Origin of the sequence: Cognatiluteimonas weifangensis (assembly GCF_003416885.1) — a bacterium.
Classification (GTDB): domain Bacteria; phylum Pseudomonadota; class Gammaproteobacteria; order Xanthomonadales; family Xanthomonadaceae; genus Cognatiluteimonas; species Cognatiluteimonas weifangensis.
Map to the genome: position 1 here is coordinate 24,752 of NZ_QVPD01000002.1, position 24,864 is coordinate 49,615.

Annotated in this window: 24 protein-coding genes; 14 read left to right on the forward strand and 10 right to left on the reverse strand. The window is 72.3% G+C overall.

The features are described 5' to 3' along the window. Positions 1–43: 43 nt before the first annotated feature. From D0Y53_RS01810 to D0Y53_RS01820, 3 genes are read right to left on the reverse strand one after another with little or no spacing between them, the layout of a single operon-like run. Positions 44–730, reverse strand: coding sequence for a class I SAM-dependent methyltransferase (locus tag D0Y53_RS01810; RefSeq protein ID WP_386724801.1), 687 nt, complete (start codon positions 728–730; stop codon positions 44–46). A 14-nt stretch (positions 731–744) separates the two neighbouring features. Further along, positions 745–1,374 (reverse strand): SGNH/GDSL hydrolase family protein, encoded by a 630-nt coding sequence (locus tag D0Y53_RS01815; RefSeq protein ID WP_117201443.1) that lies wholly within the window; start codon positions 1,372–1,374, stop codon positions 745–747. Positions 1,375–1,378: 4 nt separating this feature from the next. Continuing rightward, entirely contained in the window at positions 1,379–2,641 is a 1,263-nt protein-coding gene (locus tag D0Y53_RS01820) for an aminotransferase class I/II-fold pyridoxal phosphate-dependent enzyme (RefSeq protein ID WP_117201445.1), read from the reverse strand. 417 nt (positions 2,642–3,058) lie between these two features. On the opposite strand from D0Y53_RS01820, the gene rsgA reads away from it, so the two are divergent. After that, a complete protein-coding gene (gene rsgA, locus D0Y53_RS01825) occupies positions 3,059–4,243 on the forward strand; it encodes a ribosome small subunit-dependent GTPase A (protein WP_117201447.1) in 1,185 nt (394 codons plus the stop codon). A gap of 101 nt (positions 4,244–4,344) precedes the next feature. After that, positions 4,345–5,601, forward strand: a complete 1,257-nt coding sequence (locus D0Y53_RS01830; protein ID WP_117201449.1) for a flavohemoglobin expression-modulating QEGLA motif protein — start codon at positions 4,345–4,347, stop codon at positions 5,599–5,601. Positions 5,602–5,746: 145 nt separating this feature from the next. Here D0Y53_RS01830 and D0Y53_RS01835 read toward each other — a convergent pair whose 3' ends face one another. Further along, positions 5,747–7,123: a hypothetical protein gene (locus D0Y53_RS01835; protein ID WP_147318976.1), complete on the reverse strand. Its 1,377-nt coding sequence runs from the start codon at positions 7,121–7,123 to the stop codon at positions 5,747–5,749. Positions 7,124–7,245: 122 nt separating this feature from the next. Between D0Y53_RS01835 and D0Y53_RS01840 the strand changes: the two genes are divergently transcribed. Together D0Y53_RS01840 and aceE are read left to right on the forward strand one after the other, a co-directional pair. Further along, positions 7,246–9,624 carry an NADP-dependent malic enzyme gene (locus D0Y53_RS01840; protein WP_117201453.1) on the forward strand — a complete coding sequence of 793 codons (2,379 nt, stop codon included), beginning with the start codon at positions 7,246–7,248 and terminating at the stop codon, positions 9,622–9,624. 213 nt (positions 9,625–9,837) lie between these two features. Beyond that, the gene (gene aceE, locus D0Y53_RS01845; RefSeq protein ID WP_117201455.1) at positions 9,838–12,525 is read left to right on the forward strand and encodes a pyruvate dehydrogenase (acetyl-transferring), homodimeric type; all 2,688 of its coding nucleotides are present in this window, start codon (positions 9,838–9,840) and stop codon (positions 12,523–12,525) included. 93 nt (positions 12,526–12,618) lie between these two features. Here the strand turns inward: aceE and D0Y53_RS01850 are convergent, their stop codons facing one another. The 3 genes from D0Y53_RS01850 to D0Y53_RS01860 form a co-directional block, all read right to left on the reverse strand. Further along, positions 12,619–13,563 (reverse strand): HNH endonuclease, encoded by a 945-nt coding sequence (locus tag D0Y53_RS01850; protein WP_117201457.1) that lies wholly within the window; start codon positions 13,561–13,563, stop codon positions 12,619–12,621. An 83-nt stretch (positions 13,564–13,646) separates the two neighbouring features. After that, complete coding sequence (locus D0Y53_RS01855; protein WP_117201458.1) at positions 13,647–14,162, reverse strand: hypothetical protein; 516 nt, start codon at positions 14,160–14,162, stop codon at positions 13,647–13,649. Positions 14,163–14,253: 91 nt separating this feature from the next. Beyond that, positions 14,254–14,985, reverse strand: coding sequence for an oxygen-binding di-iron domain-containing protein (locus tag D0Y53_RS01860; RefSeq protein ID WP_117201459.1), 732 nt, complete (start codon positions 14,983–14,985; stop codon positions 14,254–14,256). 222 nt (positions 14,986–15,207) lie between these two features. Here D0Y53_RS01860 and D0Y53_RS01865 point away from each other — a divergent pair, with 222 nt between their 5' ends. The 6 genes from D0Y53_RS01865 to D0Y53_RS01890 all read left to right on the forward strand — a co-directional run bounded on the left by D0Y53_RS01865 (position 15,208) and on the right by D0Y53_RS01890 (position 19,097). Next, positions 15,208–15,678: an Hsp20/alpha crystallin family protein gene (locus tag D0Y53_RS01865; protein WP_117201460.1), complete on the forward strand. Its 471-nt coding sequence runs from the start codon at positions 15,208–15,210 to the stop codon at positions 15,676–15,678. An 87-nt stretch (positions 15,679–15,765) separates the two neighbouring features. After that, positions 15,766–16,215, forward strand: a complete 450-nt coding sequence (gene msrB, locus D0Y53_RS01870) for a peptide-methionine (R)-S-oxide reductase MsrB (protein WP_117201785.1) — start codon at positions 15,766–15,768, stop codon at positions 16,213–16,215. Further along, the gene (msrA, locus tag D0Y53_RS01875) at positions 16,212–16,736 is read left to right on the forward strand and encodes a peptide-methionine (S)-S-oxide reductase MsrA (protein WP_199491986.1); all 525 of its coding nucleotides are present in this window, start codon (positions 16,212–16,214) and stop codon (positions 16,734–16,736) included. The genes msrB and msrA overlap by 4 nt, the downstream gene beginning before the upstream one ends. 208 nt (positions 16,737–16,944) lie before the next feature. Further along, positions 16,945–17,424, forward strand: coding sequence for a hypothetical protein (locus tag D0Y53_RS01880; protein WP_117201462.1), 480 nt, complete (start codon positions 16,945–16,947; stop codon positions 17,422–17,424). A gap of 146 nt (positions 17,425–17,570) precedes the next feature. Further along, a complete protein-coding gene (locus D0Y53_RS01885; protein WP_117201464.1) occupies positions 17,571–18,299 on the forward strand; it encodes a VTT domain-containing protein in 729 nt (242 codons plus the stop codon). Between the two features lie 87 nt (positions 18,300–18,386). After that, entirely contained in the window at positions 18,387–19,097 is a 711-nt protein-coding gene (locus tag D0Y53_RS01890) for an NnrU family protein (protein ID WP_117201466.1), read from the forward strand. Between the two features lie 147 nt (positions 19,098–19,244). Here the strand turns inward: D0Y53_RS01890 and D0Y53_RS01895 are convergent, their stop codons facing one another. Next, positions 19,245–19,580 carry a GYD domain-containing protein gene (locus D0Y53_RS01895; RefSeq protein WP_158550552.1) on the reverse strand — a complete coding sequence of 112 codons (336 nt, stop codon included), beginning with the start codon at positions 19,578–19,580 and terminating at the stop codon, positions 19,245–19,247. Positions 19,581–19,748: 168 nt separating this feature from the next. Between D0Y53_RS01895 and D0Y53_RS12495 the strand changes: the two genes are divergently transcribed. Together D0Y53_RS12495 and D0Y53_RS01905 are read left to right on the forward strand one after the other, a co-directional pair. Next, a complete protein-coding gene (locus tag D0Y53_RS12495; RefSeq protein WP_147318978.1) occupies positions 19,749–20,159 on the forward strand; it encodes a hypothetical protein in 411 nt (136 codons plus the stop codon). Next, entirely contained in the window at positions 20,137–20,457 is a 321-nt protein-coding gene (locus D0Y53_RS01905; RefSeq protein ID WP_117201472.1) for a DUF2249 domain-containing protein, read from the forward strand. The genes D0Y53_RS12495 and D0Y53_RS01905 overlap by 23 nt, the downstream gene beginning before the upstream one ends. A 304-nt stretch (positions 20,458–20,761) precedes the next feature. Here D0Y53_RS01905 and D0Y53_RS01910 read toward each other — a convergent pair whose 3' ends face one another. Further along, entirely contained in the window at positions 20,762–21,463 is a 702-nt protein-coding gene (locus D0Y53_RS01910; RefSeq protein WP_117201474.1) for a hypothetical protein, read from the reverse strand. A gap of 185 nt (positions 21,464–21,648) precedes the next feature. Between D0Y53_RS01910 and D0Y53_RS01915 the strand changes: the two genes are divergently transcribed. Together D0Y53_RS01915 and D0Y53_RS01920 are read left to right on the forward strand one after the other, a co-directional pair. Continuing rightward, entirely contained in the window at positions 21,649–22,344 is a 696-nt protein-coding gene (locus tag D0Y53_RS01915; RefSeq protein ID WP_117201476.1) for an EF-hand domain-containing protein, read from the forward strand. A gap of 147 nt (positions 22,345–22,491) precedes the next feature. Further along, on the forward strand, positions 22,492–23,640 hold the full coding sequence (locus D0Y53_RS01920; RefSeq protein WP_147318979.1) for an OmpA family protein: 1,149 nt from the start codon (positions 22,492–22,494) through the stop codon (positions 23,638–23,640). A gap of 216 nt (positions 23,641–23,856) precedes the next feature. Here D0Y53_RS01920 and D0Y53_RS01925 read toward each other — a convergent pair whose 3' ends face one another. Next, on the reverse strand, positions 23,857–24,720 hold the full coding sequence (locus D0Y53_RS01925; protein ID WP_117201480.1) for a DNA ligase: 864 nt from the start codon (positions 24,718–24,720) through the stop codon (positions 23,857–23,859). Between the last annotated feature and the right edge of the window lie 144 nt (positions 24,721–24,864).

Sequence of the window (24,864 nt, forward strand, 5' to 3'; positions counted from 1 at the left end):
GTCCGAGGCGGTCTCGGTCGACGCTGCGTCGCCCGATGCCGCGCTACGAGACGCCGGATCCGGGCCTGGTCGCCACCACGCGCCAGTTGTTGAACGGCGTGTGGCCGCGCAGCGGAGTGAAGTCGACCTCCAGCCCGGCCGCGAGCAGGCGCGCGCGCAGCGCATCGGCGCGCGGATAGCGCTTGGGCGCGGCGTTCATCCAGCCCAGGCGATTGGCCACCAGGTCGAAGCCGCGGGTGACGCGCATGCGCCGGCTGTCGTCCTCCAGGCCGCTGCGCAGCACCAGCCGCGCGCCCGGCGCCAGCATCGCGATCGCGGCGTCGAGCAGACGCGCCTGCGCGTCGTCGTCCAGGTACTGCAGCACGTCGAGGACGGCGACACTGCCGCGGTGCGCCGGCAGCGCGCGGGCGAGGTCGAGCTGCTGGAAATCGACGCCGCCCAGGCCGGCGACCGCCGCCGCGCGCCGCGCCTGCGCGATCTTGCCGGCGTCGTTGTCGATGCCGCGGTATGGCAGGTCCACGCCGCCGGCACGCAGCGCGTGGGCGAGCAGGCCGATGCCGCAGCCCAGGTCCAGCAAGGGCGCGCGGCTGCCGCGCAGTGCCTGGACCACGCCCGGATACAGCGGATCGCTGCGCAGCTTGATGCGGCTGTAGCAGTAGTGCCAGCGGTTGCCGTACCAGTGCGCAGGCGCGAAGGCGCGGGCGATGCGGGCCGCGGTCGCGCCGTCCAGCGGCCGGATCGCGGTCATCGCGCCGCCAGCAGGCGTTGCGCGAGCGGCACTGCCAGGCGCACCCAGTCGGCGTACGCCGCGGCCGAGGGATGCAGGCCGTCGGCGGCCAGCATCGCGGCATCGGCGCCGTGCGCACGCGAGATCGCGGTGATGTCGAGGAAGGCGACCCCGCGTGCGGCGCAGGCAGTGCGCGCGGCGGCGTTGCAGGCGTCGAGTTCGCGCGCGATCGCGGCGGTGTCGCGCCCGGACTCCCGGCCGAAGCGGGTCGCGCCCCAGTCCGGAATCGACAGCACCAGCACGCGCCCGGCAGCGCCGCCGGCGAACCCGATCGCGCGTTCCAGCAGCGCCGTGAACTGCGCGCGGTAGTCCTCCAGGCTGCGGCCGCGGTACTGGTTGTTGACCCCGATCAGCAGGCTGACGAACGCGTACTCGCCCGGGGGTTCGGCCGCGTCGAGCGCCGCCGCCAGTTCGTCGGTGGTCCAGCCGGTGGCGGCGAGGATGCGGGGATCGGCCAGCGGAATGCCCGCGGCGCGCAGCGCGCCGGCGAGTTGCCGCGGCCAGCACGCCTCCGCGGCCACGCCTTCGCCGATCGTGTAACTGTCGCCGAGCGCGAGGTAGGGCAGCCCGTCGCCCGCCGCCGCCATCGCCTCACGCCACCGCGGTTTCGCGTGCGTCGGCCTCGCCGCCGGCGCGTTCGGCGCGCCGCGCCAGCACCCGTTCGATGCGTGCGAACACCTCGCCCAGCACCGGTGCTTCCGGCAGCAGGGTGACGCGGAAATGATGGCGCCAGGGCGCGTTGAAGCTGGAGCCGGGCACCACCAGCACGTCTTCCTGCTCCAGCAGTTCCAGCGCGAAGGCATGGTCGTCGAAGCCGTGCGCGGCCGCGCCGACCACCGCCGGGAAACCGTACAGCGCGCCCTGCGGTGCAACCAGGTGCAGGTGCTCGCTGGCGGCGCAGGCGTCGATCAGCGCACGCCGGGTCTCGTACAGGCGCCCGCCCGGCGCCACCAGCGCGCCGATGGTGTCCACGCCGAACAGCGCCTGCTCGATCGCGAACTGCCCCGGCACGTTGGCGCACAGGCGCAGCGCGCCGAGCAGGTCCATGGCGTGGTGGAAGTCGCCGCTGGCCAGCGGATCGCCGCTGAGCACCGCCCAGCCCACGCGCCAGCCGCAGGCGCGGTGCACCTTGGACAGGCCGCCGAAGGACAGGCACGGCAGCTCGCCGGCCAGCGGCGCCAGCGGTTGGAAGCGCGCGTCGTCGTAGAGGATGCCGTCGTAGATCTCGTCGGCCATCAGCAGCAGGCCGTGGCGTGCGGCGACGGCGACGATGCGCTCCAGCAGTGCGCGCGGATAGGTGGCGCCGGTCGGGTTGTTGGGATTGATCAGCACGATCGCGCGGGTGCGCGGCGTGACCAGGGATTCGATCTCGTCCGGATCGGGCAGGAAGCCGTGCTCCGGCGTACAGCGGTAATACACCGGCTTGCCGTCGTTGAGGATGGTCGCGGCCGACCACAGCGGGTAGTCGGGCGCCGGCAGCAGCACCTCGTCGCCGGGGTTGAGCAGCGCGCGCAGCGACAGGTCGATCAGCTCGCTGACGCCGTTGCCGACGAACACGCGCTCGGGCGCCGCGTTGGGCGTGCCGCGCGCGCGGTGGAAGGCGGCGATCGCCTCGCGCGCGGCCGGCAGGCCCTGCTGGTGGGTGTAGGGGTCGGTGTGGGCGATGCGGCCGGCGATCGCCTGCTGCAGGTGCTCCGGGGCGCGGAAACCGAACGCGCCGGGATTGCCGATGTTGAGCTTGATCAGCTGCCGGCCCTGGGCTTCCAGCTCGCGGGCGCGGCGGGCGAGTTCGCCGCGGATCTCGTAACGGACTTCGGACAAACGCTCGCGGGTCTTGAGGCTGGGCACGGACATCGGCGGGGCAGGGGCTGGCGGGAGCCGCCAGCCTAGCCGATCCGCGGGCCGCGGGCGGGCACGACTTTGGTCGCGCTGCGCTCCCGTGGCCGGCGGCGCGGTCGAGGGTGCGCTCCGGCACCGGGCTGCGCCGCGCTGCGCGGGGGCGTGCCGGACACCCGCTAGAATCCGGCCATGCCCGTCTCCTGCCGCTCCGCGTGATTCCCGGCTGCGCCGCACGGCGCGCGCGGCCGCGCCGCGGCGACAGCAGGTCTGCGCCGTCGCCGCACCGCGCCACCGCGCGCGTCGCTATCCGCTTGCCGGGATGGCGCGAGCCGTGAACCCGCTATCCGCCATCGGCTGGCCGCGCCGCGACGACAGCAGGTCTGCGCCGTCGCCGCAACGCGCCGCCGCGCGCGTCGCTATCCGCTTGCCGGGATGGCGCAAGCCGTGAACCCGCTGGGCGCCATCGGCTGGCCCTACCCGGACGGCCCCGCCACCGACCCGCAATGGGCCACCCTGCTCGCCGCGCATCCGCAGGCGCGGCCGGCGCGGGTGGCGGAGCAGCACCGCTCCGGCTACCTGGTCGCCGAGGGCCCGGACGCGGCCTATCCCGCCGAGTCGCCGCCCGAGTGGCAGCGCCCGCCCGGCTACCGCCAGGGCCGGATCGCGCCGGACGCGCGCGCCACGGTCGGCGACTGGGTACTGGTCGCGGGCGCGCCGCCGCACGCCCGCATCGTCGCGCTGTTGCCGCGGCATTCGGCGATCAAGCGCGGTGCCGCCGGCGAGCACTACCGGCAGCAGCTGATCGCCGCCAACGTCGACACCGTGTTCGTGGTCTGCGGCCTGGATGCGGACTTCAATCCGCGCCGGATCGAGCGGTACCTGCTGCTGGTGCAGGCCGGCGGCGCCGGGGCGGCGGCGCCGGGCGCGGTGGTGGTGCTGACCAAGGCCGACAAGGCCACGGCCGCCGATCCCGATGCGGTCGCCGCGGCGCGGGCCGCGCTCGCCGGCACCGTGGCGCCGGGCGTGGCGGTGGTCGCGCTCAACGCCAAGGACCGCGACGCGCTGGCGGTGCTGGCGCCGTGGTTGCAGCCCGGACGCAGCATCGTCCTGGTCGGCTCCTCCGGCGCCGGCAAGTCCACCCTCACCAACACCCTGCTCGGGATCGACAGGATGAAAACCGGCGCGGTGCGCGCCGGCGACGCCCGCGGCCGCCACACCACTACCCACCGCGCGCTGGTGCCGCTGCCCTCGGGCGCCTGCCTGATCGACACCCCGGGCATGCGCGAGCTCAAGCCCACCGGCGAGGAGGACGTCGCCGGCAGCTTCGCCGAGATCGAGGCGCTGGCCGCGCAGTGCCGGTTCCGCGACTGCCGCCACCAGCGCGAGCCGGGTTGCGCGGTGCAGGCGGCGGTCGCCGCGGGCACGCTCGACGCCGGCCGCCTGGCCCATTACGCCAAGCTGCGCGGCGAGGTCGCCGGCGCCGCCGACCGCCTCGCCGGCCGCCTGGCGCAACGGGGCGAGGCGAAACCGCCGACGAGGTCGCCGGCGAAGCCGCCGGCAAGAACGCCGTCGAAAACGCCCGGCGAGCCGCCGGACGGGAACCATGGCCGGCGCTAGCGCCGGCCCGTGGCCGCGGACCGGGCCGCGGCGCCGCCGCAGTCCGGGTTGGTACGCCGGCGCCGCCCGCACGGCGGCGGCGCGTACGCGGGGGAACCGGCATGCTTGATGCGGTCGCCTACCACGCCGCGCTCGATGCGCGCATGGTCCGCGCCGCGCGCGAACTGCGGCTGCTGCAGCTGGTCAGCTGGCCGATGGCGGTGCAGCAGGCATTCCTCGCGCGCCGCGCTGCCGGCCGCACCGCGCTGCCGCAGGTCGAGTATCCGCGGCTGGACTTCGGCGACGCCCGCCGCGAGCTCGACGCGATCGCGCGCGCGGCCGACCCCGAGCATCCGCTGGGCCGCTACGTGGGCGAGTCGGCGCGCTCCTGGTCGGTCGCCGCCGAGCTGCTGGAAGCGCTCGGCAGCGCCGCCGTCAGCGCGCATTCGGTGCGCCTGTTCGGCCGCCCCGACCAGCCGCTGCCGGGCAACGGCCCGTCCACGCGCGAGGCCGCGCGCCACTTCATCGCCATCGCCGACGAGCTCGACCGCGAACTGCTGGCGCCGGAGGAGCAGGTCGCGATCTCCGCCACCGCGCTGCAACTGCAACTGCAATCCGACCTCGACGATTTCTTCAACCAGCGCCTGGTCGAGGTGGTGCTGGACCCGACCCTGATCGCCAAGGCCGCCGCCGGCGCCACCCGCATCCGCCTGCGCGCCGGCGCCGCCTTCAGCGACTACGACCGCCACCAGCTGCTGCAGCACGAGGCCCTGGTGCATTCGCTGACCGCGCTCAACGGCCGCGAGCAGCCGGTGCTGGCGAGCATGGCGCTGTCCTCGCCGCGCACCACCGCCACCCAGGAAGGGCTGGCGACCTTCGCCGAGCAGATCACCGGCAGCATCGACATCGAGCGCATGAAGCGGGTGTCGCTGCGGATCGAGGCGGTGGCGATGGCGCTGGAGGGCGCCGACTTCGTGCAGGTGTTCGACTATTTCCTCGACGCCGGGCAGGACGAGGTCGAAAGCTTCGCCTCGGCGCAGCGCGTGTTCCGCGGCGTGCCGCTGACCGGCGGCGCCGCGTTCACCAAGGACACCGTGTACCTGCGCGGCCTGATCGGCGTGCACACCTTCTTCCGCTGGGCGCTGAAGCAGCACGACTTGCGGCTGGGCCGGCGGCTGTTCGCTGGCAAGATGACCCTGGCCGACGCGCTGCGCCTGCAACCGCTGTTCGACGACGGCACGCTGGCGCCGCCGCGCTGGCTGCCGCGGTGGGTCGCGCGCGCCAACGGCCTGGCCGGGATGCTGGCGTTCTCGCTGTTCGCCAACCGCATCCGCCTGGACGCCGTCGCCGACGCGCCGCTGCTGCAAGCTGCCGACTGACCCGCGTCCGCCGCCTCCCGCCGCCGCGAACGGCGCGGCAGCGCCCGTGACATGACCGCGGCGCGATCGCAGCAACGCCGTCCGCCGTGATGTCCGGATCCCGCAGGCTCGCGCGCGCTGTGATCTCCGCCCCACGACTGCGCCCTCAGCGCGCCGGGTGCAGCCGCCCGTCGGCCGCGATTTCCAGCTCGGCCGCCGCCCCGGCGGCGACCAATTGCACGCGCGGGCCGATCGCCACGCCGTCGTACTCGGGGATGTCGTGCGTGAGCCGGGCGAAGATCCAGCCTTCCGCGTCCGCGGCCGGCCGCAGCCGCAGCGGCGCGCTGTGCCCCGGCCGCGCCTGCGCCGCCACCGCCTGCGCCAGCGCCGGCGAGAACACCGCCTGCACCTGGCCGACGTGGCGCAGCGTGCGCATCACGTTGGCGCCGTGCCACAGGCACAGCACCGCGGCCAGGGCGATGACGGCCCGGCCCCAGCGCGGCGCGCGCGGCCAGGCCGCGGCGACCACCGGCGCGGTCAGCGCGGCAAAGCCGTAACCGTAGTGGTTCCAGCTGCTGCCCAGCGGCAGCACCGGCGCCAGCGCGGCGAGGCCGCCGAGCAGGAACAGGGCGGCCAGCCGCGGCGCGCTGCGCCAAAGTGTCGCCAGCAGCGTCAGCCACAGCGCGGCGGCCACCACGATGCGGCCGTCGAGTCCGCGCGACAGGGTGTTGAAGGTCTCGAACACCGTCGGCACGAACGCGAACAGCTGGTATTCCAGCCAGCGCAGCGGCACGTGGCCCGCGCCCAGCGCGTACTGCGTGCCTTCGCGCGGCGCATGCAGCAGCACGCCGATGCGCAGCGCCAGGTAGGCGACCAGCACCGCGCTCGCGGCCACGGTCGCGGCGGCCCACGTCCGCTTGCGGCCGTCGAAGGCCCAGGCCAGTGCCAGCAGCAGCGGGATCGCCGCCGCCGCTTCCTTGGCCAGCAGACCCAGCGCGGGGCAGGCGATCGCGGCCGCCGCCGCCAGCGCCGGCCGCCGCGTGCGCGCCACTGCCAGCCCGGCGAGCAATGCGCAGCTCAGCCAGAGCAGGTCGCCCAGGGTGCCGACCCAGCCGTGGGTATAGGCCGCGAACGGCCCCAGCGCGAACACCAGCGCGCCCGCGATCGCCGGCCCCGTGGCCACGCCGAAGCGTCGTGCCAGCGCACACGCCAGCGCCGCGTTGCCCGCGCCCCAGACCACCAGCAGCAGGTGGAACGCCTGCGGCTGCGCGAACAGCTGCCGCGACAGCCACAGCCACAAGTTGAAGGTCAGCGGCCGGTACTGGAACGCGTCGATCGCGGTCCACGAGGACCACGCGATCGGCCCGTCGCGGCCGGCGAAGGCGGCCCACTGCAGTTCGTCGTGGCTGAAATAGCCGGGATTGGCCAGCAGCAGCCACTGCCCCGGCAACGCCAGCGCGAACACCACCAGTGGCGCCCAGCGCGCCAGCCACGCCCACCTGCGGGCGCCGGGCGCCGGTCCGTTCTCGATCGCTTCCCGCATGTCGCCTCCGCCGCGCGAACGCCGCATTCTGCGCGATCGCCGGATCGATCCGCCATCGCCGCCGCGCTCGGGTCGCGGGCGAAGCGGCTAGAATCGAACGCCCGCCTGCGGCCCGCGACCCGATGTCCGACACGCCTTCGTCCCGTGCTCCCGATGCTCCCGCCGCCGCCGCGCCGCCGGCGAGCCCGGCGAACCCGAGCGAGAACTTCCAGCAGGCCGCGCTCGACTACCACCGCTTCCCGCCGCACGGCAAGATCAAGGTCGTCGCCACCAAGCCGATGGTCACCCAGCGCGACCTCGCGCTGGCCTATTCGCCCGGCGTGGCCTACGCCTGCGAGGCGATCGCCGCCGACCCCAACCAGGCCAGCGCGCTGACCGCGCGCGGCAACCTGGTGGCGGTGATCAGCAACGGCACCGCGGTGCTGGGCCTGGGCGATATCGGCCCGCTCGCCGGCAAGCCGGTGATGGAAGGCAAGGGCATCCTGTTCCAGAAGTTCGCCGGCGTGGACGTGTTCGACATCGAGCTCGACGAGCGCGATCCCGACAAGCTGGTCGAGATCATCGCCGCGATGGAGCCGACCTTCGGCGGCATCAACCTGGAGGACATCAAGGCGCCGGAATGCTTCATCGTCGAGCGCAAGCTGCGCCAGCGGATGAAGATCCCGGTGTTCCACGACGACCAGCACGGCACCGCGATCATCGTCGGTGCCGCGATCTACAACGCGCTGGAAGTGGTGGGCAAGAAGATCGAGGACGTGAAGCTGGCCCACGCCGGCGCCGGCGCCGCCGGCATCGCCTGCCTGGACATGCTGGTGGCGCTGGGGATGCGGCCCGAGCACATCCTCGCCGTGGACCGCGACGGCGTGCTCCACCGCGGCCGCGCGGGCATGGACCCGGACAAGGCCCGCTACGCGCGCGACACCGACAAGCGCACGCTCGGCGAAATCGTGGAAGGCGCCGACATCTTCCTCGGCCTGTCCGCAGGCGGCGTGCTCAAGCCGGAGATGGTCGCGTCGATGGCCGCCAAGCCGATCATCCTCGCGCTGGCCAATCCCGATCCCGAGATCCTGCCGCAGGACGCCCGCCGCGTGCGCCCGGACTGCATCGTCGCCACCGGCCGCTCGGACTACCCGAACCAGGTCAACAACGCGCTGTGCTTCCCGTACATCTTCCGCGGCGCGCTGGATGTCGGCGCCACCGAGATCAACGAGGCGATGAAGCTGGCCTGCGTGCGCGCGATCGCGCAGCTGGCGCGGATGGAATCCGGCGACCTGGCCGCGGCCTACGGCGACGAACTGCCGTGCTTCGGTCCCGACTACCTGATCCCGCGCCCGTTCGATCCGCGGCTGCTGGTGATGCTGGCGCCGGCGGTGGCGCGCGCGGCGATGGAGTCGGGCATCGCCACCCGCCCGATCGCCGATTTCCACGCCTACGAGGAAAAGCTCGCCCAGTTCATCTACCGCACCGGCCTGCTGATGAAGCCGGTCTACGACCGCGCCCGCGGCGACCGCCAGCGCGTGGTCTACGCCGAGGGCGAGGAAGAAGTCGTGCTGCGCGCGGTGCAGACGGTGATCGACGAACAGATGGCGCACCCGATCCTGATCGGGCGCCCGGAGGTGATCGCCGCGCGGATCCAGCGCCTGGGCCTGCGCATGCGCGCCGGGGTCGATTTCGAGCTGACCAACATCCACTCCGACCCGCGCTTCGACGCCTACTGGCAGCAGTACCACGCCCTGACCGAGCGCCGCGGCGTGACCCCGGCCGCGGCCAAGAACCTGATCCGCTCGCGCCCGACCCTGATCGCCGCGCTGATGGTCGAGCGCGGCGAGGCCGACGCGCTGATCTGCGGCCTGGTCGGCCGCTACCACAAGAAGCTCGGCTACCTGCGCAGCGTGTTCGACTACGACCGCGGCGTGCAGGGCACTGCGGCGATGACCGGGGTGATCAACGACCGCGGCGTGTGGTTCTTCCTCGACACCCACGTGCAGGTCGATCCCACCGCCGAGCAGATCGCCGAGGCCACGCTGCAGGCCAGCTACCGGCTCAAGCTGTTCGGGATCGAGCCCAAGGTCGCGCTGCTGTCGCACTCCAACTACGGCAGCCACGACGACGCCAGCGCGCAGAAGATGCGCCGGGTGCGCGAGCTGGTGCTGGCGCGCGCGCCGAAGCTGCAGATCGACGGCGAGATGATGGCCGACACCGCGTGGAACGACGAACTGCGCACGCACATCTTCCCGCACACCACCCTGCACGGCCGCGCCAACCTGTACGTGATGCCCAACCTGGACGCGGCCAACATCACCTACAACATGGTGCGGGTGATGACCGACGGCGTCGCCATCGGCCCGATCCTGATGGGCCTGGACCAGGCCGCGCACATCCTCACCAGCGCCTCGACCCCGCGGCGCGTGGTCAACATGACCGCGATCGCCGCGGTCGAGGCGCAGATCCGCAAGCAGCAGCGCGACACCGGCCACGCCCCGCGCCTGCAGCGCGAGTAGCGGGCGCTCTGCCGCCGCACCGCGGGCGGTCGCGGCGCGTGCGGCGCGACGCCAGCGGCGAATGATGCCGACCGCGATGGCATCCGCCCGCCGGCGCAGGGCGACAGGCGTCGCGTTTCGCCCGCGCCGCACGGCCGCGTCGGGCCGCGCCTGCTAGAATCGATGCTCTAAACCGACGATGGCGCGGCCAGCGGGCCGCGCGGAGCCCCCGCGATGAACTGGCTGAACCAGCTGCTGCAAAACGACCCCGATCCCGCCGAAACCCGCGAGTGGATCGAATCCATCCAGGCGGTCCTCGACCACGAGGGCGCACCGCGCGCGCACCAGCTGCTGGAGGACATGGTCGAGCTGACCCGCCGCGCCGGCGCCAACCTGCCGTTCTCGCCGACCACCGACTACATCAACACCATCCCCGCCGGCCAGGAGGCCAAGTCCCCCGGCGACGCGGCGATGGAATGGCGCATCCGCTCGATCATCCGCTGGAACGCGATGGCGATGGTGGTGCGCGCCAACCGCAAGCCCGGCGACCTCGGCGGCCACATCGCCACCTTCGGCTCGTCCGCGACCCTGTACGACGTCGGCTTCAACCATTTCTGGCGCGCTCCGCACGAAGGCCACCCCGGCGACCTGGTCTACATCCAGGGCCACGGCTCGCCCGGCATCTACGCGCGCTCGTTCCTGGAAGGCCGCATCAGCGAATCCCAGCTCGACAATTTCCGCATGGAAGTCGACGGCCGCGGCGTCGCCTCCTACCCGCACCCGTGGCTGATGCCCGACTACTGGCAGGTGCCCACCGTCAGCATGGGCCTGGGCCCGCTGGCCGCGATCTACCAGGCGCGCAACTGGAAATATCTGGAAAGCCGCGGCCTGATGCCGAAAACCGACCGCAAGGTCTGGTGCTTCCTCGGCGACGGCGAGACCGACGAGCCCGAATCCCTGGGCGCGATCAGCGTCGCCGGCCGCGAGGGCCTGGACAACCTGATCTTCGTCATCAACTGCAACCTGCAGCGCCTGGACGGCCCGGTGCGCGGCAACGGCAAGATCATCCAGGAGCTGGAAGGCAACTTCCGCGGCGCCGGCTGGAACGTGATCAAAACCATCTGGGGCAGCTACTGGGATCCGCTGCTGGCGCGCGACAGCGACGGCAAGCTGCGCCAGCTGATGATGGAAACCGTCGACGGCGAATACCAGAACTGCAAGGCCTTCGGTGGCGCCTATACGCGCGAGCATTTCTTCGGCAAGTACCCGGAGACCGCGGCGCTGGTCGCCAACCTGTCCGACGACGACATCTGGCGCCTCAACCGCGGCGGCCACGACCCGCACAAGGTCTACGCCGCCTACCACGCCGCGGTGCACACCACCGGCATGCCGACCGTGATCCTGGCCAAGACGGTCAAGGGCTACGGCATGGGCGCCGCCGGCGAGTCGCTCAACCCCACGCACGGCACCAAGAAGATGGACGATGCCGACGTGCGCGCGTTCCGCGACCGCTTCCAGATCCCGGTGACCGACGACCAGCTCAAGGACGGCCAGGTTCCGTTCTACCACCCCGGCGAGAAGTCGCCGGAAGTCGAATACATGCACGAGCGCCGCAAGGCGCTGGGCGGCTACCTGCCGCAGCGCCGGCGCAAGTCCAGCGAATCCTTCCAGGTGCCGCCGCTGGCCACCTACGAGCGCCTGCTCAAGTCCACCGGCGAGCGCGAGATCAGCACCACGATGGCGTTCGTGCAGATGCTCAACATCGCCCTGCGCGACAAGCAGATCGGCCCGCGGCTGGTGCCGATCGTCGCCGACGAGGCGCGCACCTTCGGCATGGAAGGCCTGTTCCGGCAAATCGGCATCTACGCCCCGCACGGGCAGAAGTACAAGCCGGTGGACCGCGATCAGCTGATGTACTACCGCGAGGACGCCGCCGGGCAGGTGCTGCAGGAAGGCATCACCGAGGCCGGCGCCTTCGCCAGCTGGATGGCCGCCGCCACCAGCTACAGCACCAACGACCTGCAGCTGCTGCCGTTCTACATCTACTACTCGATGTTCGGCTTCCAGCGCGTCGGGGACGCCGCCTGGCAGGCCGGCGACATGCGCTCGCGCGGCTTCCTGCTGGGCGCCACCGCCGGCCGCACCACGCTCAACGGCGAGGGCCTGCAGCACGAGGACGGCCACAGCTTGGTGCAGGCCGCCCTGATCCCCAACGTGCGCAGCTACGACCCGACCTTCAGCTACGAAGTCGTGACCATCATCCAGCACGGCATGCAGCGCATGCTCGCCGAGCAGCACGACGAGTACTGGTACGTCACCCTGATGAACGAGAACTACGCCCACCCGGAGATGCCCGAAGGCAGCGCCGAGGGCATCCTCAAGGGCATGTACCTGTTCCGCGACGCCGGCAAGCCGAAGAAGGGCGAGCTGCGCGTGCAGCTGATGGGCTCGGGCACGATCCTGCGCGAGGTGATCGCCGCCGCCGAGCTGCTGGACAAGGACTTCGGCGTCAAGGCCGACCTCTGGTCCTGCCCCAGCTTCACCGAGCTGGCGCGCGAGGGCAGCGACGTGGAGCGCCACAACCGCCTGCACCCCGAAGCCGAACCGCGCACCGCCTACGTCACCGGCCTGCTGCAGGGCCGCCAGGGCCCGGCGATCGCCGCCACCGACTACGTCCGCGCCTACCCCGAGCAGATCCGCGCCTACGTGCCGATGCGCTACACCGTGCTGGGCACCGACGGCTTCGGCCGCTCCGACACCCGCGCCAACTTGCGCCGCTTCTTCGAGGTCGACCGCTACCACGTCGCCCAGGCCGCGATCGCGGCGCTGGCCGCGGACGGCAAGATGACGGCCAAGGACGTGGCGCGCGCGATCAAGCTGTACAAGATCGATGCGGAGAAGCCGAATCCGCTGCACGCGTAAAGCACTGCTTGTCGAAAAAAGGCGGCTGCTGGCCGCCTTTTTCGTTTCATCAAGCAAGTCGCATGTGTCTTCCGCATTGGGCATCCAAAACCCCTATGCCCTGTGTCCGACGAACAATTTGCGGTGATGTTCCAGAAACGTGGACTGTTCGGGCCGGAAGCGTTCGACGTGCGTGTCACGACGGATCGACCAGCGTTCGAGCACATCCGGGGGCAGGGACTCATGCACAAGCATGCGGCCGTTGTCTTCGAATGAAATCAGACGCTCGTCGAACAGCGCATCGATGTGTGGCGACAGCATGATGCCGTTGAACCCATTGATCCGGTCCGCGTTGGATGCATCGCGCCACGGCTTGATATGGCTGGCAATGAGCAGGCGCGGGTCCTCGACGCCTGTGACCCGGCAACGTGGTTCCACCAGCATGACCCTCTTGCGGAACAGACCCTGGCCGATGCGGGCCTTGGCCAGCTGCAGGCGCTGCGTTTCCGGAAGCGCCAAGTCGCCTTCGATTTGATGGATGTCGGCAAGAATCTCGGCGTCGTTCTCGACGTCGTGTACGAATGCCGCCGCCGCAAAATCCGGCGATGTTTCAACATCGAGAAGTGCCAGTAGCAAGTGGCCGAGTGCGTCGGAAATGCCGGCGAGATAGCAGCCCTGATTGCCATTTCCGTTGCGCTGAATCGGCGAATGGCGGGGCGGCAACATCGGCCCGATGGCTCGGATATGCGTCTTCGGGAGCAATGGCTTCGGGGGCGGAGAGAAATACACCCCGACCAGCCAGCCTTCGTTGGCCCAATAGTCGCCGACGTTGCCGAACTCGGTTGGCTTGGGGCTGGCAGACGCCGCTTCGGTCACCTGGCCTACTGCGCCGATCCGGCCGTTCGCATAGGAGAACACGATGTCGCCGGGGCGCACATGCGTCATGTTCTCGTAGGTCTGATTGAAACCGCCGTTGGCGTTGCGCATCGGCGACCACAAATAGCCGCCACGAACTTCGTGGTCACGGGTCTGCTTGTGGTTGACCCACCAGAACGCCATCGGAGTCGCTTTCCCCCTGCGCCAGGGTAGCACTCCGGCAACGAAGGCCAGAGGGAGCTAATCCTGTTCCCAACCGCAACGACCTACTTGCAGGCGTCGTAAACCTGCGCGTTCAACGCTCGCAGCAGCTCAAAGGTGCGCGCCAGCCCGACTTGCCGCAGTACGGATTCGCGATATTGCTTTGCGCGTTCGCACGCGGCGTGCTTCTGGTTGGGCTGCGATGGAGGCGTGTAGCGATAGCTGCAGCTGGCGCCATCGGTGCCGGCCAGGTGCGACAGGTAGCGCGAGTTGGCTTCGCGCTGGCGCGCCTCGTCCGCCAGGCGGCGGCGCTTGGCTTCGCTCACGTATTCGGGTGCCGTGCTGCGGGCCCAGGCGGTCTTCGACTTGGGCGGGCAGGGTTCGTGCTGGATGCTGACCGCGCCGCTGGGGCTGACGCATTTGCGCAGCGTGCGGTCGAAGTCCTGCGGCACGCTGCACGCGCCGTCCTGATACCAGGTCCGGCCCTCGGCCGTGCACTTGTGGAACGACTGCGCCGATACGACTGGCGAGGCCAGCGCGAGCCACAGTAGCCAGATGTGCATCGCGAGCTTCCTGCTCATTCCCCTGGGGCAAGGCTACACCAGCCGGATGGAGGAAGGGATCGGGCGCGCTTTGTCCCGCGTCCGACAAGTCAGTCGGCCGCGTCTTCGCTCAGGCCGTCAGCACCGCCGACAACTCGCGCAGCAGCGCCGCGCCGTCGCCGCGCCAGGCGCTGCCGTGCATGCAGGCCAGCGTGGTCGGGCGGGTGGCGGCCAGTTTTTCCAGCAGTGCGCCGGCGTGCGTGCTGTGCGAGAAGTAGTCCATCGCCTGGCGGAAGGCTTCGCTGGGGCCGAGGATGTCGGCCTCGGTCAGTGCGGCGCGGCCGTCGCCGGGCTGGGTGAACAGGTCGCCGCACAGCAGCGTGCCGGTGCTCTGCTCCAGCAGGAAGCCGCACTCCCAGGCGTGCGGCAGGTGCGGGGCGTCGAGCCACTGCACGCGGTGGCGGCCGAGCGCCATGACCTCGCCGTCGGCCAGCGCCCGCGGCGGGCGGTCGGCCAGGTCGCCGATCGAGACCACGGCCGCGACGTTGCCGCACAGCGGCGCGGCCTGCGGCGCGGCGGCGAGCCAGTCGTTGAGCGCGCCGCATTCGTCGGCCTCCACGTGCGAGAAGGCGATGTGCCGCAGCCCGGCAGCGGGCAGCACGTAGGCCACCGCCGCGCGCACCAGTGGGAACAGCCCGCGCAGCCCGGTGTGGAACAGCAGCGGCTCGTCGTCGGCGATCAGGTACTGGTTGAAGGAAAACGCGCCGGCCGCCCCGGGCAGCGTCACCGGCGTGTTGATGCGGAAGATGCCGTCGGCGATCTCGTGGACGTTGGTGCCCGATTGCGGGTTGGTGATGGCCATCGCTCGCTCCTGGCGCGCTGCAGGTCGCTACACCGGTCGGCTACGCGAAAGCCCGCGCAAGCGGGCCAGCGGCGCGGCCGCGGGCCGGTTCAAGTTCCTGAAAATTCGCCAACCGCGCGCCGGCGGCCCGCGCCGGTCCGTCCTTGAAACCGCCGCCGCGCGCCCTAGTTCGCGCCACGGGCGGGCATGCCGGCCCGCCGGCTTCGCAAGGGAGAGACCACGATGAACAACAAGATGACCCACTACTCGCAGCTCTCCGGACAGGCCCTGGACCCGATGCGCCAGATCCTGGACCGCCTGTTCGAGGGCAGCCTGTTCCCGTCGGGCAACGACGAATCCTCGGTGGTGACCAGCCAGTGGATGCCGCTGGTGGACATCCGCGAGGAACCCGACCGCTTCGTGCTCTACGCCGACATTCCCGGCGTCGATCCGCAGGAGATCGAGGTGCAGATGGACAAGGGCCTGCTCACGATCAAGGGCGAGCGCCGCGCGGAAGCGACCGAGCAGACCCAGCGCTATTCGCGGGTGGAGCGGATGCACGGCAACTTCCACCGCCGCTTCGCGCTGCCCGACAGCGCCGACCCGGACGGCATCACCGCGTCCGGCCAGAACGGCGTGCTGCAGATCGTGATCCCGAAGCGGCCGGAGTCCACGCCGCGCCGGATCCAGGTCGGCGCGGCGCTGAATTCCTGAGCCGGGGTCCGGCCGGGGCCGCGGGGGCCATTGCGCGGGATGCGCAGGACCCCCACTTGGAGGAGGATGAACTTCCAGGAGGCGTCCATGCGCGACTACCGCAAGACTCCCGAGGCCCTGGCCCGGCTCACGCCGGAGCAGTACCGCGTCACCCAGGAAGGCGCCACCGAGCACCCCGGCAGCGGCAGCTATCTGCACACCACCGCGCCGGGGATCTACGTGGACGTGGTCTCCGGCGAGCCGCTGTTCGCCTCGACGGACAAGTTCGAGGCGCACTGCGGCTGGCCCAGTTTCACCCGGCCGCTGGTGCCGGCGCACGTGCGGGAACTGCGCGATACCAGCCACGGCATGCTCCGCACCGAGGTGCGCTCGGCGCATGGCGACAGCCACCTGGGGCACGTGTTCGACGACGGCCCGCGTGAGCGCGGCGGGTTGCGCTACTGCATCAACTCCGCGGCGCTGCGCTTCGTCCCGCGCGAGGCGATGGTCGCCGAAGGCTACGGCGAATACCTGGACCAGCTGGAGGCGCCGCGATGAGCGCCGCGCAGGTGGGGCCGGAGCGCGCGATCCTCGCCGGCGGCTGCTTCTGGGGCATGCAGGAGCTGCTGCGCCAGCTCGACGGCGTGGTGTCCACGCGCGCCGGCTACAGCGGCGGCGACGTGCCCAATGCGACCTATCGCCACCACGGCAGCCACGCCGAGGCGGTGGAAATCGTGTTCGACCCGGAGCGCATCGGCTATCGCGAGCTGCTGGAATTCTTCTTCCGGATCCACGACCCGTCCACCCACGACCGCCAGGGCAACGACCGCGGCGCGTCGTATCGTTCGGCGATCTTCTACACCACGCCGCAGCAGCAGCGCATCGCGCTGGACACCATCGCCGACGTCGACGCTTCCGGGCTGTGGCCGGGCAAGGTGGTGACGCAGGTGGCACCGGCCGGCGCGTTCTGGGAGGCCGAGCCCGAGCACCAGGATTACCTGCAGCGCCATCCCGGCGGCTACACCTGCCACTACGTGCGCCCGGACTGGAAGCTGCCGCGGCGCGCCGCCGGCGCCTGACCGTCGCTACCGACGTGCGGCGCCGCTGCGACCGGCGCCGCGGGCGACCGGGGACGCGCTGTGCAGAAACGGGCCGTGGAGCGCGGTTTTTGTCGGCATCTTCCGTTGCGGCGCGACGCCGCTCCGACCCCGTGGACGCGGCTTCCGCCGGCAGGACACAATGCCGGCGGCCACGGCCATTCCGGCCGTGCATTCCAGGGGGTCGCTGATGCTGTCATCCGTGCGTGTCGCGCTGTTCGTTTCCCTGCTGTTCGCCGCCGCGAGCACCGTCGCGCAGGCCGAGGACGCCTCGGTCAAGACGCGGCTGGAGGCCCGCGGCATCAAGTACGTCGTCGACGACGACGGCGATTTCAAGGTCACCTATTCCTATTCCAAGGAAAGCCGCACCCAGCTGGTGTTCGTCAGCGGCGGTACCGAAAGCGTCGGCGGCTTCAAGGTCCGCGAGATCTTCGCGCCGGCGGGGCGGGTGCAGCAGGACGGCATCGACGGCGACAAGGCACTGGAGTTGCTGGCCGAAAGCCGCAGCAACAAGCTCGGCGGCTGGGAGCTGGCCGGCGACGTGCTGTACTTCGTGATCAAGCTGCCCGACAGCATCGACGCGGCGCAGCTGGAAGCGGCGCTGGACATCGCCGCGGAAACCGCCGACGACATGGAAATCCAGCTCAGCGGCGATCGCGACGAGTTGTAACGCCGCCGCCGGCGCGGCCTGCCGCTTGCGAGGGCGGCCGCGCGGTCGCGCGGTCGCGGCGTGCTGCGCCGGCCGCCGGGTGCATGCCATGATCGCGACACCCCGCATCGCGGCGACCGCGCACCGCGGCCGCCCGCAGGAGCCCGATGGACGCGCCCGATCCGCTGACCACACCCCACGGGCCGCACTGGCGGCGGGCGCTGGGGTTGCTGGCGCTGTGCGTGGCGCTGGCGCTGCTGCTGTCGGTGGACTGGCTGTACGCGGGCCTGCAACAGCTGCTGGCCGCCGCGCGGCCGCTGATCGCCGGGCATCCGCTGTGGGGCGGGGCTGTGTTCGTACTGCTGTCGGCGCTGTCGGCGATGCTCGCGTTCTTTTCCAGCGCGCTGCTGGTGCCGGTGGCGCTGGTCAGCTGGGGGCCGCTGGCGACCATCGCCCTGCTGTGGCTGGGCTGGCTGCTGGGCGGGGCCGCGGCTTACGGCCTGGGCCGCAGCCTCGGCCGGCCGCTGGTGCGCAGCGTGGCCTCGGCACGGCTGATCGATTACTACCTGGTGCGCCTGCCGGCGCAGGTGGATCTGCCGGTGGCGCTGCTGGTGCAACTGGCGTTGCCCTCGGAGCTGCCCGGCTATTTATTCGGCACCCTGCGCGTGCGCTTTCGCGTGTACCTGCCGGCGCTGGCGCTGGGGGAACTGCCGTTCGCCGCCGGCACGGTGCTGCTGGGCGAGAACCTGGTCGCCGGCCGCGGCGGCTGGCTGGTCGCGATCGCCGCGCTGGGCATCGGCGCCAGCCTGCTGGCGCTGTCGATCCTGCACCGGCGGCTGCGCCGGCCGCTGCCGGAGCCGGGCGGCCGCGACCGCGAGGTCCGCTCGTCCCGTTGACGTGGGCGCACGGCATCGGCTATCGGATGCGCCGATGTCCGCCGGTTCGTCGCTGCCCCGCCGCCACGCCGCCACGAGGATCCCGCCATGACTGCCGAATTCGCTTCGCTGCTCGCCGCCGCCGCGGCCTGGATCTTCGTGCACCTGGGCATCGCCGGCACCCGGTTGCGCGATCGCTGCGTGCGGGCGCTGGGCGAGCGCGGCTTCCGCGCCGCGTTCTCGCTGCTGTCGCTGGGTACCCTGGTCTGGCTCGGCCGGGCCTGGGGCGCCGCCGGGCCGGTGCGGGTGCTGTGGCAGGCGCCGGACTGGCTGGCGCTGCTGTGCATCGCGTTGCTGGCGCCGGCCAGCGTGCTGCTGGTCGCCGCGCTGACGGTGCCCAATCCGACCTCGGTCGCGGGCGCGCGCGCCCTGCAGTCGGCGACGCCGGCGGTCGGCATCCTGCGGGTGACGCGCTATCCGATGCTGTGGGCGTTCGCGTTGTGGGCGGCCGCGCACCTGGTCGTGCTCGGCACGCTCGGCGGCGCGGTGGTCACCGGCGCGATCCTGGTCGTGGCCGTGGCCGGCATGGCCAGCCTCGACGCCAAGTACGCCCGGCGCGCGCCCGGGCACTGGCCGGGGTTTGCCGCGGTCACCTCGATCCTGCCGTTCGCCGCGATCGCCGGCGGCCGCAACCGCCTGGTCTTCGCCGAGATCGGACTCTGGCGCATCGGCGCCGGCGTGCTGCTGTGGCTGGCGCTGATCGCGTTGCACCCGGCGGTGTTCGGCGTGACCCCGTGGCGCTACCTGGCGATGCCCTAACACGCGACCGCCGCGCGTCCGCGGCGTGACATCGCCGGCCGATCGACGCGCGCCTCGGGGACGGCGACACGGGCAGGCTGCCCGGCGCCGCGCGTGGCGAGAACGGCGCCATGACCGCGCCGGCAGGCCTCGACACGCGCCGCGGTGTCAGCCCCCGGTGCCGGCCGGGCGGAAGCTGGCCGCGACCGTGCCGGCGCGGACGAAGGCTTCCTTCATTTCGCTCGAGGTCATGGCCAGCGCCGTTTTCAGGTGGGTGATGCCGCCGCCGGCGGCGACGACGATGGCCGAGGTGGCCACGCCTTCAAAGGGCCCTTCGGACACGACCAGGAAATCGTACTCGCCGAAGGTCATGTAGTAAGCGAGCAGGCGCCCGCCGGATTGCGCGAACAGTTGCGACACGCTCGCGGCGCGATCCTCGGGTTTGGCCAGCATCGCCCGCATGGCGTCCGGGGTGAACCGGCCCTGGGTGATGAACAGGGGCATGGGCGTACTCCGCAGCGAAGGGGCTGCGACCATCGCATCGCCGCGCCGCCGGACCTTGATCCGGGTCAACGCGGGCGGCCGGCCGACGGGCGACACCCGACGCTCGCAGCGCGCTCACGCGGCCGGTGCCATCGTGGCTGCGTGTACCGCACTGCCGAGGAGCCCGCCATGCCCCGGACGACCAGACCCCGACCCGCCAGCCCCCGGCGTGCCGGCGCGACACCGGACGCGCTCGTCCGCAGTTCGGGCCAGGCCAGCGGCGCGCACGCCGGTCTGCACCGGCCCGGCGACGACGGGGACTTCGAGGATCGGCTCGAGGATCTGGACCCGGCGGCAGACGGCGAGCAGGTGTTCGACCACCTGCGCGACCGCCGCGGCAAGGGCGTGGCCGGCGCCTACGACGATTCCATCGACCACGCGGCCGGGGAACGCTACGGGCAGGAGCCGGGCGCGGCACCGCCCGGTGGCGTCGGCACCCGGAATGATCCAGGTCAAGGCGGCAGAGGCGGTGCCGGGCGCAGGCTGGTGCCCCTTTTGTTCCGGAGCCCGCTTCGCCATGAGTGCCGAGTCCAGCATTGACTACCAGGTGTACCCGTTCGATGCGCGTGGGATCGCGCGGCGTTTCCGCCATGCCGCGATCTTCGGCGCGCTGGACGCGCTGCAGCCGGGCGAGGCGATGCGTTTCGTCAACGACCACGACCCGCTGCCGCTGCTGGCGCAGGTGCAGGGCCGCTACGGCGACGCCGTGGAGATCCTCTACCGCCAGCGCGAAGCCGGCGCGGTGGTGATCGATTTCGTGGTCGGCGTGGGCGAGATCGAGGCCGCGGCGGCGCAGGCCGGCTCCGGCTGCGGATGCGGCAGCGAGGGTTGCGGCTGAGGCTGCGGGAGTTGCACTGGCCGACGGGGCCGCGCGGTGCGCGGCCCCGTCGCGTTTTCGCCTGCGGAAACATCCCGGACGCAGCAGTGCACCGATAGCCACCGCGTTGCGGCGCGGCCGATTCGCGGCCGGGTCGGAAAGGTCTGGATCACTCGATTTCGATCGTCACTTTCGAGCGTCGTTCCGGCGCAAGCGGGGCTTGGGGCAGACGCACGTCTGTCCTTCCAGTGTCTCTCGACTTCAGTGGATTGCAGTCGCTGGATTCCCGCTTGCGCGGGAGTGGCGGCCATTGTCCGGATCCTGCTCAGCGGCGCGCCAGCGCGCGCCGGCCGGCCGCGACCAGGGCCAGGCCGTGGCGATGGCGCGTCAGTACCGCGCCGGGCACGCAGGCGTCGGCGGCCGGGGCTGCGGGCGCCGCGGCCGTGGCGCGCGAATAGCGGTCGGCGTGCTGGTAGGCCAGCCACCAGCCCGCGTGCGCCGGCCAGAACGCGAACGCCTCGCGTAGCTGCGCCGGCACCGCCGGAGCGCGCGTGCCGGCGTGCACCAGCGCCAGGTTGATGCCGCTGCCGCCGCCGTGCGGCCGGCCCAGCCACAGCCAGGGTTGGCCGGGGCAGGGCATGCGTACGCTGTCGACCAGGAAATGGCCGGCGCGACGGCGGCGATCGCTGCCGGCGTCGCGCGCGGCCGCGGCGAGCGCGTCGTGGCTGGCGGCCAGTTTCCAGCGCAGCCCGGCTTCGCTGTGCCCTAGGCCCAGTGCGACGAGGACCACCAGCGCGGTCGCGGCCAGCGGCCACGCCGCGGCCGCCGGCCCGCGGCGCAGGCCCAGCCGCAACGCTTCGGCGCCGGCCCAGAACAGCAGCGCGAAGCGCAGGTAGAACAGCAGGTCGTACAACCACAGCCGCGGCGCGCGGTCCGCCGCCCACGGCGTGTACACCGATCCCGCCCACAGCCAGGCCGCGGTGGCGAGCAGCAATGCCCACAGGCGCAACGCAGCGGACAGGCGCATGGAATCGACCCGGCGGCGGCGGGCCAGCATAGCCGGCCGGTCCTGGCGCTGCAGGCGCTGCGCGGGCCACGGCCCGGGCGCGGGCGCAGGCGCTGCGCCGCCCGGGTAGCCGACGCCGGCGGGACTTGATCCTGCGCTAACCTTGCGCGGCGCAGTCTCGCGCGATTCCCCACAAGGAGTTCGCCATGCATTTTTCCGCCCGTTCGCTGCTGGCGCTGGCGCTGCTGGGCGCGATCGCGTTGCCCGCCGCGGCCCAGGACGACCGTTTCGACGCCATGGACAGCAACCACGACGGCCGCATTTCCGCGCAGGAACACGCGGCCGGCGCACAGGCGATGTTCGCGCGCATGGATGCCGACAAGGATGGCCGTCTGACCGCGGCCGAATTCGGCGCCGGCCGCCGGATGCAATACGGCCCCGGCCCGGGTGCCGGCATGGGTCCGGCGGCGTCCGGCGGGATGCTGGCGATGATGGACGCCGACAAGGACGGCATCGTCACCGCGGCCGAGCACGCTGCGGCCGCGCAGGCGATGTTCGCGCGCATGGACACCGACAAGGACGGCCGCCTGACCGGCGCCGAACTCGGCGGCGGTCATCCGATGATGCGCATGCACGCAATGGGCCAGGGCGGCATGGGCCCCGGTCCGGGCGGGATGCGGACGATGATGGACGCCGACGGCGACGGCGTGGTCACCGCGGCCGAGCACGCCGCGGCCGCGCAGGCGATGTTCCGGCGCGCCGACAGCGATCGCGACGGCAGCGTCAGCCGCGCCGAGTTCGACGCCATGCACGCGGCGATGGGCAAGGCGCCGATGGGCGCGATGCCCGGCCACATGCACATGCAGCACGGCACGACCCGGGACACCGCGCCCAAGCCGTAACTCGCAGCGGCGCATCGACGCACCGACGCACGCAGGGCGACCGCTGCTGCGCGCGCGATGGCCTGCGTGGCCGCGATTTGCCGTAGACCCGAGCAGGGTGGATTCGAGTGCCTGCACCGGGTGCTCGCTAAGCGTCGGGGGAATGCCATGAGGGGTCGCTGCACGCTGTTGCCGTTGCTGTTCGTCACCGTCCTGCTGGCAGGCGCCTGCGATCGCGCCCGCAGCGAATCCTCGGCCGACGCCCTGGCCGAGGTCGTCGATGCGCTCGACGCCGCTCCGGTCGAGGAAGTGCCCGCGGATGCCGGTGTGGCGACTGACGCGGCCGCTGCCGATCCGGCCGCTGCCGCGCCGGATGCCACGGCTGCCGACGCCGCAATGGCCGCCGCCGCGGTTGCCGCGGACGCCGCCGCCGCGGCCCCGGCGGCCTTCGATCCGGCCAGCGTGCCGGTCACCAGCGTCGGCCTGCCGCCGTTCCCGTTCTTCAAGGCCCCGGACGGGCTGCAGAGCAGCTACCGCGAGCCGCAGCGCGGGATCGCCCACGACGGCCAGTATTTCCTCGCCGGCGACAAGGCGGTGCTGGTCGAGGGCCGCATCTTCCGCGACCGGTTCGCACTGACCCGCGCGGCGCGGCCGTACTCGGAACTGGAATTCCACCGCAACTACGAAAACGCCATCGCCGCGCTCGGCGGGCGCAGGATCGACGCCGTGCAGTACACCCGCGAGGTGGTCGCCGCCGCCGGCGGCCGCGGCGCGATCGACAAGCACCAGCACGGCGCGGCCGCGGTCCCCGGCTATCGCCACGACAGCTACCTGCTGCGCACCCCCGACAAGGAATACTGGATCGACGTCAGTACCGGCGCGATTCCGCTGCACGGCTACGTGGTGGTGCTGGAGCGCCAGGCGATGGCGCAGTCGCTCGGGTTCCTCGATGCCGCGGCGATGCGCCAGGCGATCGACCAGGACGGGCGCGTGGCGCTGCACATCAACTTCGACACCGACAAGGCCACGCTGCGGCCAGATGCGCAGCCGACGATCGCGGAGATCGGCAAGCTGCTGGCGGACGATCCGGCGCTGCAGCTGTCGATCGAGGGCCACACCGACGCCACTGGCGAGGCTGCGCACAACCAGGCGCTGTCGACGGCGCGCGCGCGCAGCGTGCTCGGTGCGCTGGTCGGACTGGGCGTGGACCCGGCGCGGCTGCAATCCCGCGGCTACGGCCAGGAGCGGCCGGTCGCCGACAACGCCAGCGAGGCCGGGCGCGCCGCGAACCGGCGGGTGGAGCTGGTCCGGCGCTAGCGAAGGCCGGGATCGTTGCCGCCATCCCCGCGCAGGCGGACGGCGGACGCCATGCACCCGCAACGCATGCGCTCGCAACGCCCGCGCCGGCCGGCGCCCACGCGACGCAGGCACGGCGCTACGCGCGTGCGGCGCGGCAGGGCCAAGCTCGACGCGGCGGGGCCAGGCCCGGCCAGGAAACGATCGCCGGTACGGCGCCAGGTGCGCGGCGGCGGCTCATTTCGGGTCCGGCGGCGGCAGCAAGTGACGCACGCGCAGGAAGCGCGCGAACCGCGGCGTGCCGCGCTCGGTCAGGCCGTTGTAGCGGTAGGTGACGTAGCTGCCCAGCGCCGGCGGATGCGCGCGCTGGACGTCGCTGAAGCCGCTGCCGATGCGGAAGCGCAGGCCGTCCGGGCGCTCGACGATCAGCGCGCCCAGCTGCCCCGCGTACTTGCCCTGGCCTGCGGTGTAGCCGACCACGCGCGCTTCGGCGTCGTCGTAGGGCTTGTATTTGAGCAGATCCTCGCTGCGGCCGGTGCGGTACCGCGCGGCGCGGTGGTGCAGCATCAGGCCCTCGCCGCCGGCGGCGACGACCGCGGCCAGGCGGGCGTCGAGGGCGTCGGCGTCGCGCACGCGGAACTGCGGGATCGGCCGCAGCCAGGGGATGCCGGCGGCCTGCAGCAGGCTGCGCATGTGCCGCACCCGTGCCGCGAACGGGCCGCGGTCGGCGGGCAGGTCGAACACCATGAAGCGCACCTGCCGCCAGGCGGCGGCATTGCCGTCGGCGGCACGCACCAGGGCGCTGATGTCCTCGAAACGGCCGCGGCCGAGCCACAGCTCGCCGTCCATCGGCTGCGCCGGCCAGCGCGCGGTGAACCAGGCCGGCGCGGCGATGGCCAGGCCGCCGCGCGTGTACAGGCGGCGGCCGTCCCAGCGGCCGCGCACGCCGTCGAGTTTTTCGCTGACGTAGTAGTCGGCGACAGCGACGTCGGCGTCGGCGTGGTAGACGGTCGCCAGCATCAGCCGCGGCGGAGTCGCGGCCCGGGGCGCCGGGGACGGCAGCAGCAGGCACAGCAGCAGGCCGAGCGCACGCAGGTTCACGGGGCGTCCTTCGTCTCCGGGGTCCGGCCGCCAGCATCGCCGGCGCGACCCGCGGCCGGCAGCGGGCCACGCGCCGCCGCGCCGTGGGCACACGCCGCGGCGGCCGGTAGGGCAATGCCGACAGCCGCGGCGGGCGTCGCCGGT